Source organism: Cytobacillus oceanisediminis (assembly GCF_003182355.1).
Taxonomy (GTDB): domain Bacteria; phylum Bacillota; class Bacilli; order Bacillales; family Cytobacillaceae; genus Cytobacillus; species Cytobacillus oceanisediminis_A.
In genome coordinates, this window is the sequence record NZ_QGTW01000002.1 from 409,250 (window position 1) to 424,971 (window position 15,722).

The 15,722-nt window shown below is 43.0% G+C and carries 14 protein-coding genes; 8 read left to right on the top strand and 6 right to left on the bottom strand.

Annotated features, from left to right (window positions below):
* Positions 1-454 precede the first annotated feature (454 nt).
* Entirely contained in the window at positions 455-910 is a 456-nt protein-coding gene (locus tag DFO73_RS06245; RefSeq protein WP_309043011.1) for a DUF1672 family protein, read from the bottom strand.
* A gap of 289 nt (positions 911-1,199) precedes the next feature.
* On the opposite strand from DFO73_RS06245, the gene DFO73_RS06250 reads away from it, so the two are divergent.
* The 6 genes from DFO73_RS06250 to DFO73_RS06280 all read left to right on the top strand — a co-directional run bounded on the left by DFO73_RS06250 (position 1,200) and on the right by DFO73_RS06280 (position 9,789).
* The gene (locus tag DFO73_RS06250; protein WP_110063913.1) at positions 1,200-2,504 is read left to right on the top strand and encodes an amidohydrolase; all 1,305 of its coding nucleotides are present in this window, start codon (positions 1,200-1,202) and stop codon (positions 2,502-2,504) included.
* Between the two features lie 48 nt (positions 2,505-2,552).
* The gene (locus tag DFO73_RS06255; RefSeq protein ID WP_110063914.1) at positions 2,553-3,980 is read left to right on the top strand and encodes a M20 family metallopeptidase; all 1,428 of its coding nucleotides are present in this window, start codon (positions 2,553-2,555) and stop codon (positions 3,978-3,980) included.
* A gap of 271 nt (positions 3,981-4,251) precedes the next feature.
* The gene (locus DFO73_RS06265; RefSeq protein ID WP_110063916.1) at positions 4,252-5,799 is read left to right on the top strand and encodes an AbgT family transporter; all 1,548 of its coding nucleotides are present in this window, start codon (positions 4,252-4,254) and stop codon (positions 5,797-5,799) included.
* Between the two features lie 26 nt (positions 5,800-5,825).
* Positions 5,826-7,100: a M20 family metallo-hydrolase gene (locus tag DFO73_RS06270; RefSeq protein ID WP_110063917.1), complete on the top strand. Its 1,275-nt coding sequence runs from the start codon at positions 5,826-5,828 to the stop codon at positions 7,098-7,100.
* 96 nt (positions 7,101-7,196) lie between these two features.
* Positions 7,197-8,447: a M20 family metallo-hydrolase gene (locus DFO73_RS06275; RefSeq protein WP_110063918.1), complete on the top strand. Its 1,251-nt coding sequence runs from the start codon at positions 7,197-7,199 to the stop codon at positions 8,445-8,447.
* 31 nt (positions 8,448-8,478) lie between these two features.
* Positions 8,479-9,789, top strand: coding sequence for a hypothetical protein (locus DFO73_RS06280; RefSeq protein WP_110063919.1), 1,311 nt, complete (start codon positions 8,479-8,481; stop codon positions 9,787-9,789).
* Between the two features lie 662 nt (positions 9,790-10,451).
* On the opposite strand, the gene DFO73_RS06285 is transcribed toward DFO73_RS06280, so the two are convergent.
* From DFO73_RS06285 to DFO73_RS06305, 5 genes are all read right to left on the bottom strand, one after another.
* Complete coding sequence (locus DFO73_RS06285) at positions 10,452-10,589, bottom strand: YvrJ family protein (RefSeq protein ID WP_019380521.1); 138 nt, start codon at positions 10,587-10,589, stop codon at positions 10,452-10,454.
* Positions 10,590-10,660: 71 nt separating this feature from the next.
* Complete coding sequence (locus DFO73_RS06290) at positions 10,661-10,879, bottom strand: DUF2922 domain-containing protein (RefSeq protein WP_110063920.1); 219 nt, start codon at positions 10,877-10,879, stop codon at positions 10,661-10,663.
* A 40-nt stretch (positions 10,880-10,919) separates the two neighbouring features.
* Positions 10,920-11,138, bottom strand: a complete 219-nt coding sequence (locus tag DFO73_RS06295; RefSeq protein ID WP_110063921.1) for a DUF1659 domain-containing protein — start codon at positions 11,136-11,138, stop codon at positions 10,920-10,922.
* Between the two features lie 77 nt (positions 11,139-11,215).
* Positions 11,216-11,710, bottom strand: coding sequence for a sigma-70 family RNA polymerase sigma factor (locus DFO73_RS06300; RefSeq protein ID WP_110063922.1), 495 nt, complete (start codon positions 11,708-11,710; stop codon positions 11,216-11,218).
* Positions 11,711-12,147: 437 nt separating this feature from the next.
* Positions 12,148-12,960 carry a hypothetical protein gene (locus DFO73_RS06305; RefSeq protein ID WP_110063923.1) on the bottom strand — a complete coding sequence of 271 codons (813 nt, stop codon included), beginning with the start codon at positions 12,958-12,960 and terminating at the stop codon, positions 12,148-12,150.
* Positions 12,961-13,180: 220 nt separating this feature from the next.
* Between DFO73_RS06305 and DFO73_RS06310 the strand changes: the two genes are divergently transcribed.
* A complete protein-coding gene (locus DFO73_RS06310; RefSeq protein ID WP_110063924.1) occupies positions 13,181-14,485 on the top strand; it encodes a PD-(D/E)XK nuclease family protein in 1,305 nt (434 codons plus the stop codon).
* 145 nt (positions 14,486-14,630) lie between these two features.
* Positions 14,631-15,701, top strand: coding sequence for a hypothetical protein (locus DFO73_RS06315; RefSeq protein WP_110063925.1), 1,071 nt, complete (start codon positions 14,631-14,633; stop codon positions 15,699-15,701).
* The last annotated feature ends 21 nt before the right edge of the window (positions 15,702-15,722 follow it).

Below are 15,722 nucleotides of genomic sequence, written 5' to 3' on the forward strand. Positions count from 1 at the left end.
CACTTCCAGTTTGATATAAAAAAACAAAAAGGGAAATGGGAGTGGTAGATTTGCATTTCGAGTTAATATTGGAAGCGGTAATTGGCAAACGGGAAATTTTACACGAACTGGAATGCTCCATATGCGGTTTTAACGAAACATACTATAGAGATCCTGTTACCAAACAAAGTTTGGGCCGGGCGTGTAAAACCTGCAATTTTGTTCAGAAGTTTGAGGGAAGAAACCTTTTTGAAGAAAGGGTAGGTTAGTAATTTTGTAATTGTTCAATCGCTTTAGATCAAAGTGGATACTAAAACGACCCCCGAACGATTACGGGGGTTTTTAATGTGATAAGTGTTAACAATTAATATAAGAACTTAATTCAACGTCCCACGATCCACCTATTCATTGTATATAGCTATATCTTTACTTATATTTGGTGAACCCTTAAGTGTCTCCATTTATTCACCTGCTTTTATTCTTTAATAATATAATCCGGAAAACCGCGCTTTAAAGAATTATCTTTAGCACCTTCAGAGCTCTGTTTATCAATGAAGTTATCATTTAGAGAAAAGCTGTAAGTGCCTTTAGGTATTGAGTTCATTTCTTCTAGCTCTTTTGTGACTTGATCAAATAGGTCTTGGCTCGGTTTTGCCTGCTTGTCACTCATAAATAATTGAATGTTGATTTTGAAATTTTTTGATTCAAATAGGCTTTCTTCATAGGCGTTCCTTAAATTTTGTAAACTTTCACCAGGATTGTTTTTATAAAGGTCATAGACAGGCTTAATGGCCTCTTCCTTACTTGTTAAAGCTATAAAGTAATAAGGCGTCATAAAGCCATGGCCGCCTATATTTTGCAGGGCAGTCAGGGGTGTCCCAAACTTACGGTTAAATAGTCTAGTAGAAAGATCAGCTAGGCTATTTGTTATTTTTACTTAACTCCCGGTATTGGCTGCTAACAACATAAAGGGTTGAATTAAAACTATGTTTCCATTTCCTCCTCATTATTCAGCAGCGCCCAATTTATAAAAATTCATAAAATCTTATATTAATAGTTAATATTTAACTTTGAATTTTCTAAAATCATATGTATAATGGATTTAAGGTAGTTAAACGGAAAATTTCCGAAATGAATTCATTATGGCTATTCACGATCGTTTTTACAGCTAATTTAACAGAAGCATTCAGTGCTTTTAATAACTAGTGAGGTGTGATTTTTTGTCCAGTGATTTTTTAAAGGATTTAACCCCCCAATTGATCAAATGGCGGCGTACTTTACATGCTTTGCCTGAATTGGGTTTTATGGAGTACATCACGACTTATAGGCTTGGGAAAGAACTCGAAAAGATGGGATTCAACCTTTATATAGGGAAAGAAGCGCTAAAAGAGGATTCCCGTCTGGGAGTACCGGCGGAAGCTGATCTTGAGGAACACGAGAGAAAGGCTTTTAACTGGGGTGTTGAAGAGTCATGGCTGGATAAAATGAGGGGCGGAAATACCGGACTTGTTGCGACATGGGATACAGGTAAAAAAGGTGATCATGTTGGCTTCCGCTTTGATATTGACGCGTTGCCGATAAACGAATCAAACGATCCAGCTCATCTGCCGTCAAAAAATGAATTTGTTTCAAAGGAAAAGAATGTTATGCATGCTTGCGGTCATGACGGGCATACAGCTATAGGACTGGGAGTAGCCAAGTATATTTCATCCCATAGCGATAACCTGAAAGGACGCTTTACTCTTCTTTTCCAGCCGGCTGAAGAAGGGGGCCGAGGGGCTCGGGCCATGACAGATAAAGGCTGGCTCGATGACATCGATTATTTTTATTCAGGCCACATTGGCATTCAATCCCTGCCCGTTGGAACGATTGCGGCAACAACGCCGGGATTCCTTGCCTCAACAAAGTTCAATGTCTATTTCAAAGGAGTTTCCTCTCATGCCGGCATAAGTCCGGAACTCGGCAAAAATGCCTTATTGGCCGCAACGACTGCTGCAAATAATCTTTATGGCATTCCGCGCCACCATGATGGCGTAACCCGGGTCAATGTTGGAAAGCTGATTGCCGGAAGCGGCCGTAACATCATCCCGGAAGACAGCTATATGGAAATTGAAGTGCGGGGACAGACGCCGCAGATTGCAGAATATATGGCTGAGAAAGCCACTCGGATTATTCAGGCTTCAGCAAATATGCATGATGTTTCCTGCACGATTGAAGCAGTAGGTGTTACGGAAGTAGTTGTCTGTGATGAGGCGCTTATACCGAAAATTACGGAATGGTGTGCATCAAGTGAGTTTATTAAAGAAGTATTGCCTGCAGTGCCTGTTTCCGGATCGGAAGATGTCAGCCTAATGATGAACCGGGTCCAAAAGCATGGAGGCAAAGCAACGTATATGCTGTTTGGAACCCAGCTTGATTATCCTCATCATCATCCTCAGTTTGATTTCGAGGAAGAAGTTTTATTGGTTGCGATCGATGCCTATATAAATATTCTAAATGGGGGATCGGGCTTACTTGAGGCCTGATTAGCACGGCATTTAATCACCAAGAAACAGATTTTTAAGGAGGATACCATGACAAACAACTTTGCGAAAACGTTTCTGGCAGAAAACAAAGAGACTTTTGAAGAAATCAGCGAGTATATATTCCATCATCCCGAAACGAGATTTGAAGAGTATTCATCGGCGGAATTCCTGGCCTCTGAGTGCGAAAAAGCAGGATTTCACGTTGAAAGGAATGCTGGAGATATAGAAACCGCTTTTGTTGCTTCTTATGGAAGCGGATCCCCTGTTATAGGGTTCCTTGGGGAGTTTGATGCATTGTCCGGATTGGGACAGGTGCCAAACAAAACGTCTTATGAGCCAACTGAACTGAATGTAGGCCACGGGTGCGGGCATAACCTTCTGGGGACTGGTGCTTTTGCTGCAGCATGTGCAGCAAAAAAATATCTAGAAGATAACAACTTGCCAGGGACTGTTAAGTTTTTTGGATGTCCAGGTGAAGAAGGCGGATCCGGAAAAACATTCATGGTCCGGGAAGGCGTGTTTGAAGGAGTGGACGCAGCCTTAACCTGGCATCCATCTCCGGCAAACAGCATCATGAGCCTTTCCAGTTTGGCAAACTATCAGATTTATTTTAGATTTAAAGGCTTATCCTCACATGCTGCGAATTCGCCGCACCTTGGACGAAGCGCCCTTGATGCGGTTGAGCTGATGAACGTAGGAGTGAATTACCTTCGAGAGCATATCGTGCCGGAAGCAAGGATTCACTATGCAATCACCAACACAGGCGGCATATCGCCAAACGTTGTACAAGCAGACGCTGAAGTGCTGTATTTAATCCGGGCGCCAAAAGTTCAGCAGGTGGATGAGATCTACAAACGGGTATGCAAAATTGCGGAAGGTGCAGCACTGATGACGGAAACAGAGCTTTCCATTGAGTTTGATAAGGCTTGTTCCAATTATATTCCCAATCGCTCCCTTGAAAAGCTTCTCTATAAAAGTCTTCAGGAAGCTGGCATCGAAAAACCGAGCGAAACAGAAATTACTTTTGCCGAAAAGCTTTGGTCAACGCTATCAGAAGGTGAAAAAGAAAGCTATTTAGATATTTTAAGAGGATTTGGCTACGTTGGGGACGGAAGTGAGTTTGAGGGAAAATACCTCGCAGAAACCATCTCGGCATATGAACCATCTAAAGAAGTTCTTGCCGGATCTACGGATGTATCGGATGTAAGCTGGGTTATTCCAACCGCTCAGCTGACGGCATCAACCTCAGCTTTGGGGACACCGCTGCATACATGGCAAATGACCACACAAGGCATTAGCAGCTACGCTCACAAAGGAATGCTGCGGGCAGCAGAAGCAATGGCGTTAACGGCTGTTAAACTGCTGACTGACAAGGAAGAATTGGAAGCTGTTAAACAGGAATTCCATGAGTTTAGAAAAGCCAGTCCTTACACATGTCCAATACCAAAAGATGTGAAGCCATCGACTTTAAAATAAAGGCTTTTTTTGTAAAGTTAACTGCTTTTCATGACAAACTAAGTGCAACCTAGTGAGTTGATTGAAGTGGAGGGCTCTTGACTCCAGCGGGAAGAGAGGGAAGTGGGAGACCCCGCAGGCGAAGCGAGGAGGATCTCATTCCTCCCCGCGGGTTCGCTGAGTGCCCGCAGTGGAAATCAACGGGCAGTATTCACAAGCTAAAACAACAAAATCAACAATCAATGAGAAAAAGAGTCAAAATAAATAAAAAACTGAAAAGCGAGGGGAGAAAATGAAAACTGAAAAGCAAGGGGAGAAAAAGGTAACAGAAAAAAAGAAAGCAGGGATTGCACAGCGATTCCTGAATGGGGTTGAAATTGTCGGCAACAAGCTCCCGGATCCATTTATATTGTTTGCGGGGCTCGCTGTCCTTGTCATTATTGTTTCAGCTATTTTTAGCGCATTTGGTGCGACTGTTATTCACCCGGGCTCAGGAGAAGAGCTGCCGGTTAAGAATTTAGCATCTGCAGAAGGTTTGCAGTTCATCTTAACATCGATGCTCGATAACTTTACAGGATTTGCGCCTCTAGGCCTTGTTCTGTCCATGATGCTCGGTATCGGCCTTGCCGAGAAAGTTGGCATGCTGGATTATGCCATTAAGAAAACGATTTTAAAATCACCGCCGGCATTAATCACTTACACAGTTGTTTTTGTGGGGATCATGGGAAATATCGCGTCAGATGCAGCGATGGTTCTTGTACCGCCGCTGGCTGCCATGGTCTTTTATAAAATTGGCCGGAACCCGATTGCCGGTTTAGCAGCAGGGTATGCAGCAGCAGGCGCCGGTTTTACAGCAAACCTTTTGATTGCAGGAACAGACGCATTATTAGCAGGTATTTCAACAGAAGCTGCTCAGATTATTGATGAGAATATGGTGGTAACACCAATTGATAACTGGTACTTCAATATTGTTTCTGTGTTTGTTCTAACTGTTGTCGGCGGACTTGTTACAACGAAATTCATAGAACCTCGCCTTGGGGAATACAAAGGCGAAGAGGTAAAAGAAGCTGTAAAAGAAGATCCTCCTAATGCAGGCAAAGCATTGCGAAATGCTGTCATTGCAGGGGGCGTATATATTGCAATTATCCTGGGAGCCATCCTTATGCCAAATAGCCCGCTGACCAATGAAGATGGCGGCATTGTGCCATCCCCATTCCTTGATGGCATTATCCCGATCATTCTGTTCTTCTTTATTATCATCGGTACTGTTTACGGAATGACGGTTGGAAACATTAAGAGCAGTAAAGATGTTGCCCATTTTATGGCTGAATCGATGAAGGATATGGCATCTTATATTGTCTTAATATTCGCAATTGCACAGTTCATTGCCTTCTTCAGCTGGTCTAACATTGCTACCTGGGTTGCCGTGAACGGGGCAGAATTTTTGAAAGAAGCAGAGTTTACAGGTATAGGACTGATCATTGGCTATATTATCTTTACAGCATCGCTGAACTTCCTGATCACTTCAGGTTCAGCAAAGTGGGCCCTTGAAGCACCTGTATTCGTGCCAATGTTTATGCAGCTCGGCTATCACCCAGCCTTTACGCAAGTGGCTTACCGCGTGGCGGATTCGTCCACGAATATTGTGACCCCGATGATGCCATACATGGTTATAGCGCTGTCATTCATGCAGAAGTATGACAAGAAGGCCGGAATCGGAACATTTATATCGCTAATGCTTCCATACTCGATTTGTTTCTTGCTGACATGGATTGTAATGATCTTAATCTTCTTCTTCTTTGAGATCCCGTTTGGTCCGGGAATTGGTCCATTTCTCTAATAGAAAACTAGGATGTGAGTAAAAAAATGAATAACCTCGAAAGTAAACTAATAGAGTGGCGCCGTGATTTTCACCGCTATCCTGAAGCGGGATTTCTGGAAATGCGGACAGCTTCCATTGTTGCCTCGATCCTTGATGAACTTGGCTTTCAGCTGGAAATGGGCAAACAGGTGATGTCTCCCGGCTATTGCATGGGAAAGCCTAATAAAGAAGAAACAGAGGCTCATTATCAATGGGCACTCGAAAATGGAGCAAAAAAAGAATATGTTGAACCTTTTTCAGAGGGCTTTACAGGCATCGTGGCCACAATGGATACGGAAAAGGAAGGACCGACTATCGCATTTCGCGTTGATATGGATGCCTTGCCTATTAATGAATCCGAGGCAGACAGCCACTTTCCGCAAAAAGAAGGATTTAGATCCACTGTTCCAAACCAAATGCATGCATGCGGACATGATGCCCATACAACCATTGGGCTGGGCTTGGCAACCTTGATAGCTGAAAATAAGGACAGCCTTAAGGGGAAAATCAAATTGATTTTCCAGCCGGCCGAGGAAGGAACCCGCGGGGCAAGGTCGATGGCCGAAGCCAAGGTTGTGGATGATGTCGATTATTTTATTGCCTCTCATGTTGGCACAGGAGTACCAGATGGACACTTTGTTGCATCAAAGAACGGATTTTTGGCCACTTCCAAACTTGATATAACATTTAAAGGTGTTGCATCCCATGCCGGCGGAAATCCCGAACAAGGGAAAAATGCGCTGCTGGCAGCTGCTTCCGCTGCACTTAATATTTATGCCATTCCACGTCATTCAGAAGGGGCAACCCGTATTAATGTAGGGGAAATGCATGCTGGTTCAGGACGTAACATCATCGCTGACCGGGCCGTTTTAAAGGTTGAAACCCGCGGAGAAAACACGAAAATCAACGAATACGTCAAGGCCCAGGCAGAAGCTGTTATCGCTGGTTCAGCACAAATGTATGGAGTCGAATACGAGATTCAGACTGTAGGCGAGGCAGTAAGTGCCCAGGGATCAACCGAGCTTGCTGCTGTATTGCAAGCTTGTGCAGATGAATCTCCCCATATTAAGGCAAGCATCCTTGAAGACGATTCACCTGCAGGTTCCGAGGACGCAACCTTCTTTATGGAAAGGGTTCAGCAAAACGGAGGACAGGCAACGTACTGTGTTTTTGGAACTGAGCTTGCGGCAGGCCATCATAATGAGAAGTTTGATATAAACGAAAGCACGATGCTGGCAGCTGTAAAAGTACTGTTTGAGTCCATTAGGAAATTAAACTGATTTCGAAATGAATCCAATACAAGAAGTGAGGCAGAGAGATCTGCCTCATTTTCAGCATTTTTCATCAGGTTTGAAATAAGGGAAGGCGTGTTGAGAATGAAAGATTGGCTTGAGAAGCATCTGAAAGAGTTGAATTTAACCACCACCATGGAACGGCCGGAAGGATTCTGCCGATTAGGGTACACGGAAGAGGAATGGAAAGCAATTGATGTTTTTGTTTCGATTGCTGAGGAGATTGGTTTGAAGGTCCGGAGAGATGAGGCCGGGAATGCGATTGCCAGGTGGGAGCCAGAGGAGAAAGGGATGGAAACTTCTCCAGCTGTTGCCGTAGGTTCCCATGTGGATACGGTAAAGGGCGGGGGAGGATATGATGGAGTAGCGGGCGTTCTTTGCGGTCTTGCCGCTATCAAAAAATTAAAGGAAGAGGGGTACCTTCCTGCTTCTCCAATTGAAGTGATTTGTTTTGCATCAGAAGAATCTTCGCGCTTTGGAGTATCAACGATCGGAAGCAAAGCGATGAGCGGTCTTTTAAATAAGAAAGAAGTGGCAGATGTGCCAGACGAAAGCAGCATCACAATCCGCCAAGCAGTCGAAAAAATGGGCATCTCATGGAAAACAATTGACCAGGCTGAAAGGCCGGAGACAGCATTGAAAAGTTTTATTGAGCTTCACATCGAGCAGGGCACAAGGGTGGAAGATGCCGGGGCAGAATTTGGAGCCGTTACGGCGGTTGCTTGTCCAATCCGCTTAAAGGTGATCATAAACGGGCAAATGGGCCATACGGGAACGACTCCAATGGGGAACAGAAAAGATGCCCTTGTCGCCGCTTCGCCTCTCATTACGTTTATCTCGGAATCAGCTGAATCTTTATCCAGCTCAAGTGCAGTACCTATTGTCGCTACGGCCAGCACGATTGAACTAAAACCAAATGCCATGAATGTGATTCCAGGTATCGTTGAGATTGGGGTGGATATTCGCAGTGTGGACGATTCGTTAAAAAAGGAAATGGAAAGGCTCATCCGCCAAAAATGCAGTCAGCTTTCAAGTACATTTGGTGTTACAATGGAAGTGAATACCCTTGTTCATAACCCATCCGTCCAGTTGGATGATAAAGTGAGGAACAAACTGCAGCAATCAGGAGAATCTTTAGGGTATAAAGCACTGGTGCTGGAAAGCGGTGCAGGCCATGATGTCATGAATATGGCGGCCAAATGGCCATCTGGGCTATTGTTTATTCCGTGCAAAAATGGGCTCAGCCACCATCCAGAAGAATATGCCTCACTTGAAGACTTGGAAATGGGTTCGGCAATTATTGCTCAATATATAAAGAGTGAAGCAAGCATATAAAGCAATAGAGAAGAAAAGCAGGTGGAATAGAATGAAAATCCGTGTTGGGGTAGTGGGTCCAGAAGACTCTGTCCGACATATTCTCGCTTTGGGGCGTGAACATAGCGAGCTGGAAATGACTCCATATATCTATAAAGAAACAAAGGAAACGGAAAACATCATCAGGGACTATCAAGCATCTATTGATCTATGGTTTTTTTCAGGGCAGGCACCTTATTATTATGCGCGTTCAAAGGGACTAATCACTGAAGAAAATGCCCACTATCCCCCATTGTATGGGTCGAGTCTGCTGGGAACGCTCCTTGAAGCACAAATCAGGGAAGGCGGGTTTCAAAATGCCAGCTTGGATACGATTCAGCAATCAGAACTGGATACACTAAGCAGCACATACTATTTAGGAGATTTGAACATTCATTCCTTTTCTTATAACGAATATGAACCAGCCGAGGAAATCATCCGATTCCATAAAAAGCTTTATGAGGAAGGAAAAACTCAGGTCGCCTTGACCTGTGTCCTGGAAGTTTACGAGCGGCTAAAAGAAATTGGAATACCCTGTTACCGTGTTGTTCCCTCTCCTGTCGCCATAAAACTTGTACTCCGGTATTTAAAGGAAAGAGGCCAATCCAATTGGTATAAGCGGTCACAGATTGCCATTATGGGTATTGAAGTGGTGCACTCCGCCAGTTCACTTGATGAACAGCATTTTACATACGAGATGAAGCGCCATGAGCTTGAGATCAAGCAAGTCATGCTGGATTATGCTGAAAAAGTGCAGGGCTCGTTCGTGCAAATTGGAGACGGTCTATTCTTTATTTATACAACAAGAGGCGAAATGGACATGCATTTTCAGGAAGCCTCCATGTATTCCTTGATTGAGGAAGCGAAAATACACAGCAAGCTCAAAGTCAGAATGGGGATTGGCTACGGATTGACGGCCTATGATGCGGAGCAGAATGTCCGGCTTGCCCTCCAGTATGCCCGAAACCAGGAAACGTCGCCTGTTATTAGTGTGGACGAAGGAAAACAGATCCAGGAACACCTGTCTGACAGCGGAGAGGAGATCATTTCCTATCAGCAGCGCAAATGGGGAGAAGAGTGGGAAGAACGCTTTAAAGATGCTAAAATCAGCCCGGCAATCGTATCAAAAATCGAGTACCTTTCAAAGCATTATCAAAAGAATATCGTCACGGCCCAGGAAATCTCGAGGTGGCTGAAAAACACCGAACGCAATTCAAGAAGAATCATGGCCGAACTCGAGCGGCTCGGACTTGCAAAAGTGACCGGAGAAGAACAGCCTGGCCAGCGGGGCAGGCCAAGGAAGGTTTATGAATTGCTGTTGTAGGTGTGACAGCGGCGATAATGGTAAGATTTAAAGCGTGAAACTTACCTGCTTAATAATAAAGCCTTGCTGACTTTCAGCAAGGTTTTTTACTGTGTATTTTTCCACCATATGATGCATGCAGGCTGGTTTCATACCCTGCTGCTGATTGCTGTAAGCTATATCCTGCTTGAAAAGCTAAAAATTTCACCGGCTTATATTATCATGGGAGCACTTTGTTATGGGGCCGTGTTCTTGAGTTATTAATAGTTTTGGGAGATTAAATTTATAACCAGCCTGGTCCTTGACCGAGCTGGTTTTTTAATAGAGGTTTTTGAGTATTCTCGTGGATGGGGAGTCATTATTGGGTAAGATATCTGTTCCTTTCTAAATCTATCAGTAAGATTTTCAGTTTATCGGATAATTTTTTGATATATCGGTCAGATTCTCATTTTATCGGTCAACTTTTTGATATATCGGTCAGATTCCCATTTTATCGGTCACTTTTTCAATATATCGGTTAGTTGGCTCTGTGGGGCATTTTGAACGAGTTTGATAGATTCCATTTTCACTCCGGAATTGTCCCTAATGTTAGATAAATTTAAGATGCTGCTAGATATTCACAAAAATAGGTAAGATAAAATTTGAATCATGCTAGATAAATCCTGAATGGTGTTAGATAACTGTTATTCCTTCAGCCGATCCGGCAATCCCTGGATCGACGATACCACCACATCAAGCTTAGCTTCAATTCTGTTCAGCAGAAAAAGTGTGACAACAATCGGGAAGCCCAGCTCGCTGATTAAGGTGACCATCTGTTCCATCTTATTGCTCCTTTCGTTTAATATATTTTCTATAAAAAAGGCCGGTTCAGAAAGAAACCGGCCACTTCACATTACACTAATTCATATTCGGTTACGTTGCGCTCCAGCAATCTAGCTCCTTGTGCCTGAACAAAGTCACCGCCATTACCGTCAAATGCGTTGGCTGCAATGATTTGGTCCATCGCTGCTTTTACAGCCACTGGATCGATTGGTTCCTTTGGGTTGTCAATCGTTAGTTTAGACGGCTTTCCCATATCAGATAGGAAAGTCATTTCCAATGTTTTCGCCATGTTTTTCACCTCCTTGTGAGTTTAGTGTTTTAATAGAAGATTAGCCTACGATGTCGAAGCTGTCGTTGCGATTAAGTGCAACTAAAGGATAGTTGGATAACGCTGCGACGGCTTGTCCTACTGCAAAAAGCTGGTCAGCAGTAGCGGATTGCTTCACGCTGCTGTAGGTTTTTGACTTGTGAATCGGTTTGCCTTGCAGGTCCAAACCGGTTTCAAAAACCAGGCGAAGCTTTGTATCGATGATGTTTGCTTGTGCCATGCTGTCTCACCTCCTTTCACCTTTATAATAGAAATGAGGGGCGGAATAAGACATGGCAGGTAAAAATAATTTTTAAATCATTGGAGCGGTTCTTGTTGGAGGACGGATTTCAGTCTGGTTAAAGCGCCTTTTTTCCATGCTTTAACGGCCGAGACTGTGACCTGGTGCTGCTCTGCAATTTCGTTGGTTGATAAATCGTATAGGAAGGTAGAGGTTACCCAAATCGTTTGGTTATTTGTCAGTTCCTCACAATAGGATAGAATCAACTTCTCATCCAGGGGCTGCTTAGTAGTGGGACATTCGATTAGCGTCCAGAACTCTTCATCCGGAACAAGACTTCGGTCTTCCTGAAGCTTGCTTTTTTTTAGCTCGTCCATCATTTTCATTCTTATGTTTGTATAAGCAAAGGTTAGGAAATTTCCCTTTTGGGGATCATATTTCTCCCAAATCTCCCAAAGTCTGATCAAACCCAGCTGAAAAAATTCTTCCTGATTTTTATAGATGTTCAACGTTCTGATAATTTGGTAAACCATTGGTTCATATTGTGCTGCCACTTGCTCAAAGCTCTCCATTAGACTATCCCTTCAGGACAGCGCGCTCTCAATGTATTCCCGGGTAGCTTTAAGATAGCGGGAATACAATTTTTTTGCGAATCGAAAAAAAGTCGAGTTTGGGTGAGTTTACCCCCTTAACTCCCGAGTTTAGGTACCAAACTTCCGGAATTAAGGGGTAAACTCGCTGATTTTCGGGAAAAATTCACTTTTTTTAATTTTTTGCTGTGAAAATGCTATTTGTTGATTTAGCGCTGTGTTGATTGAAGTGGAAGGCGAGATCCTCGAAAATGCATTCGCATTTGGTTCGTGCGGTGTTTCTTCAAGGATGCTCATTCAAAGTCCTGCGGGAAAAGCGCACCCATGGGAGACCCCGCAGCTTTGCTTGAGGAGGCTCCCGGACCGCCCGCGGAAAGCGAGTGCCTGTAGCGGAAATCAACAACCACGTTTAACAGAGCCTATTTTCTATAAAAAAATCCCATATACGATTGCCTGTTATCCGTTGAAAAGCCCATTTCCAATAGATCTTTGAAGTAAAGTTCCTCGAGTTTTTTATTCAGAATCTCGTAGAAATAAGCAATTGGCTTTGACACAAAACTGGATTTCATTTTACGAATCAGCTGCTTAAAAGAATGGATGGCTGTGTCCAGAACCTGGGTCTTATCTTGCTCGCGATTGTTTCGATAAGCAGCTATGGTTGTCATTCTCCAAAACTCCTCAATGCTCTTAGCTTCCGGGAAAAAGTACTTCACAGCATCCACGAATGCATTTGGAACACGATCACTTGTAAAAGTGTGGTCAAGCCCGGTTTCGTTACGTTTATTATTTTTTTGATTTTTATTCGTTTTAGAAAGGTTGATAGCTTTATTAGGGTGGTCCATTTTTTCCTCCTTGGGTGGTTCACTGGAAGGAAAATGATTGAAAACATAAAGATTGCTGGACTGGGAGCCGTTCTTTCTCTCTGTTTCATGTACCGTGAAAATTCCTAATTCTGAAGCCTTCGCGATCATTCTTTTAAAAGTGGAGCGGGATATCCCGTTTCCGTTGTATTCTTCATGAATAGCTTTTAATACTGTACCTATTTTAGCGTTAGATACTCCAGGTACTTTGGCTGCAAAACGGGCAAGCCTTTTTAACCCAACAAGCTCACCCTTCGAGAACTTGTCCTTATTCACCGCAAGCCACATCTCTAAATGAGCATTAAACTCCTGAAGATTCTTAAACTGGGAAAACTGTTCAAACTGGTCAACACTGCCTGATTTTAAATTCATATCATTGCACCGCCCTTTCACCTTTATAAATAGAAATGAAAGGGGGAAAAGGTCAGGGGGGAGTGAGGGGAATTGTGACAGAATGGTGAAATCATTTTTACAAGCTTAAAAGTTTATTTATATTCCTATTAATACAAAGGTAATGGTAAAATAACCCTATTGAATAATAGGCTCATTTTACTAGATTCATACGTTTACTTATGCAAGGAGGAGATGTAAAATGAATTCACTCATTTGCCCGCGCTGCAAAGCTGAGTTAATCGAAGATGCCTGGGAGGATGTAAGGGAGAAGCCTAATGGTGATTTCGTGGTTAATGCGTATCCTGCCTATGTTTGCAGGAATAAATGTGGATATTTGAAAGAGATTGAAAGTGTTCCGGAAGTGATTGGTCAGCAAGGGGATGACAGGCTGCTATTGTTATATCCTAACGAGCAGGGGCGAATATTGGAGATCCGTAATAGAGTGTTGTGGCCGCCCATGCACTATCAATCGATCCTTGGAAGAGGATATTGGGAAGAGTATACAGGCAATCATGTTGTGGAGCAATTACTTGAAACAGCCCGGGACAGCAGGGCAGTTAGCTTGGAATTGCCCAATCTTTTTCAGTATGCCACTAGTGAGCTTTCACAGGATGCTTTTTTGTGCTGGCTGATGGCATGGAGCGAAGAGCCCTATCGTTCGCTGGATCGGCCATTGCATGAAGCAGCCGTTGATTTTATGGGGATGATTTTCAACGCACATAACCTTCCCGTACCTGTGATTGAATCAATCAGCATTCAGCGTCAGTTTAAGGCGCTTGATATTCTGGTGATTGTCAATGATACATATGCCATTTTAATTGAAGATAAAACCTTTACCAAAGACCATTCAAACCAGCTTGCCCGGTATCGGGCCGCTGTGAAAGCAGCCTATCCTGACCTGGTTCAATTGCCCATTTATTATAAAATCGCCGATCAAAGTCACTACCGTTCTCTTGAAAGCCCAGGCTATATTCCGTTCAAGCGGAAGATGATGCTTGAAGTTTTACAGAGAGGAAAACAGAAAGGTGTTCAGAATCCAATCTTCCTTGATTATCTTCATTATTTGGAGAAGATCGAAGAGGGCATCTCTTCTTTTAGAGTCAAGCCTGTAAAAGAGTGGAATCATTATGCTTGGCAAGGCTTTTATCAGGAATTGCAAAAAGAAATAAACGGAAACTGGGGTTATGTTCCGAATCCATCCGGGGGATTCTGGGCTTTTTGGTGGGTATCTGCATCTAATAAAGCCTATTTTCTGCAGCTCCAACAGCAGCGTCTTTGTGTAAAAATAAGCCCGGAAGAAGGTGAGAACAAGCGGGAAATCCGAATGCAGGGAATGAAAGATATTCTGGCCGAATCTGAAAAACGGAATCTCTTACTGAAAAAACCAGCCAGACTGGGCTCAGGCAGAGTCATGACCATTGCTCAGCGGGATGATTATCTGCAAACAACTTCGGAAGGGCTTATTGATATAAAGCGTACGATCGAAGAATTGAAGAAATATTAAGCTGTAAGACTAGCTTGCTTTTTGCAAAGCTAGTTTTTCTTTTTTACAGGACTATAAATCATATATGGAAAAATTTTTCATTGAAAATAAAGTGTAAATTTACTATATAATGGTTTTATAGGGTTTAAAAGGGAGAGAATACATTGTGACTAATGAAGAGAAAGGTCAATCTACTACGGTCGTTCCTGTTGTCATTTTGATATTTGCCGTTATTTTTTATATGGCGTCAAACAGCATCGAAACTAAACTTGACCGCTATTTTGAAAAAAAGTATGGAATTGAAGTTGTGATGGTTGTGGAAGAAGAATGGAATACAGGCAATATGGGCCATCTTACCCACGAGGTTGCAGTGAAAGGAAATAAACACATTAAGTTTAATGTGTTCGTGTCAGATGGAGAAATAACAGGAGATACTTATCACAGGGGACTGGATGCTTATGAACAGTATAAAAAGCTTGAACCTCTTTTACCGGAAATTGAAGCGCTTGGCTATGGGAAACCGCCATTTGGGAATAAGTTAGAATATATTAGAGAAATTGCGGGGGAGTATAATCTTAAATTTTCCCATAATGGCAAGTTAGATTTCCATACCTTTGAGGAAGAGGGGTTTAGTGATTTCTTTCAGCTGGTTCAGCTTATAGATGAAAGTGGAATCAATGTAAGGAGCCTGTCTGTCTATTATACTGAGCCGTTAAGGGAAGGAGAGATGCCTGGTGACTTGTCCCTTTGGATAGGTGGGTTAAAGAACGCAAAGTCTGAAGAAGAGGTTCTGGAAATGCTGAGAACAGGCAATTGGGACTTGAAAAATGCTTATATTAGTAAAGCTTATAATGGGGCTTTAGAGAAAGCTGAAAATGAACGTTTCCGGTTTGCGGCTGTGTATGAAGATGATTGGCTAATATGTAGGAATATTTATCCTATCACAGGCTATTGTTCACCTTATGAGGCGCATGTCGCCTACCCGCAAAACGAGTTCCAGCCGGATAGTTCGCTTCTTGAAGAGGATTTGGAGCGTGCAAGGGAGGTTCTTACTGAAATCTTGCCGGAAAACTCGAAATTTACAATTGTCCTTGCGGGTGTCGAAGATGTATATCAACCGAAAAAGAATAATAACACCATCGATTTTAAGAGAATCACCATAGAGAGCAACGATTGGAATAAGTATGATTCCATAAAAAGTCTGCTTGAAGCCAAATTTAAGGAACAAGGTGCTTGAGTATGATGTCTTTTCTATTAT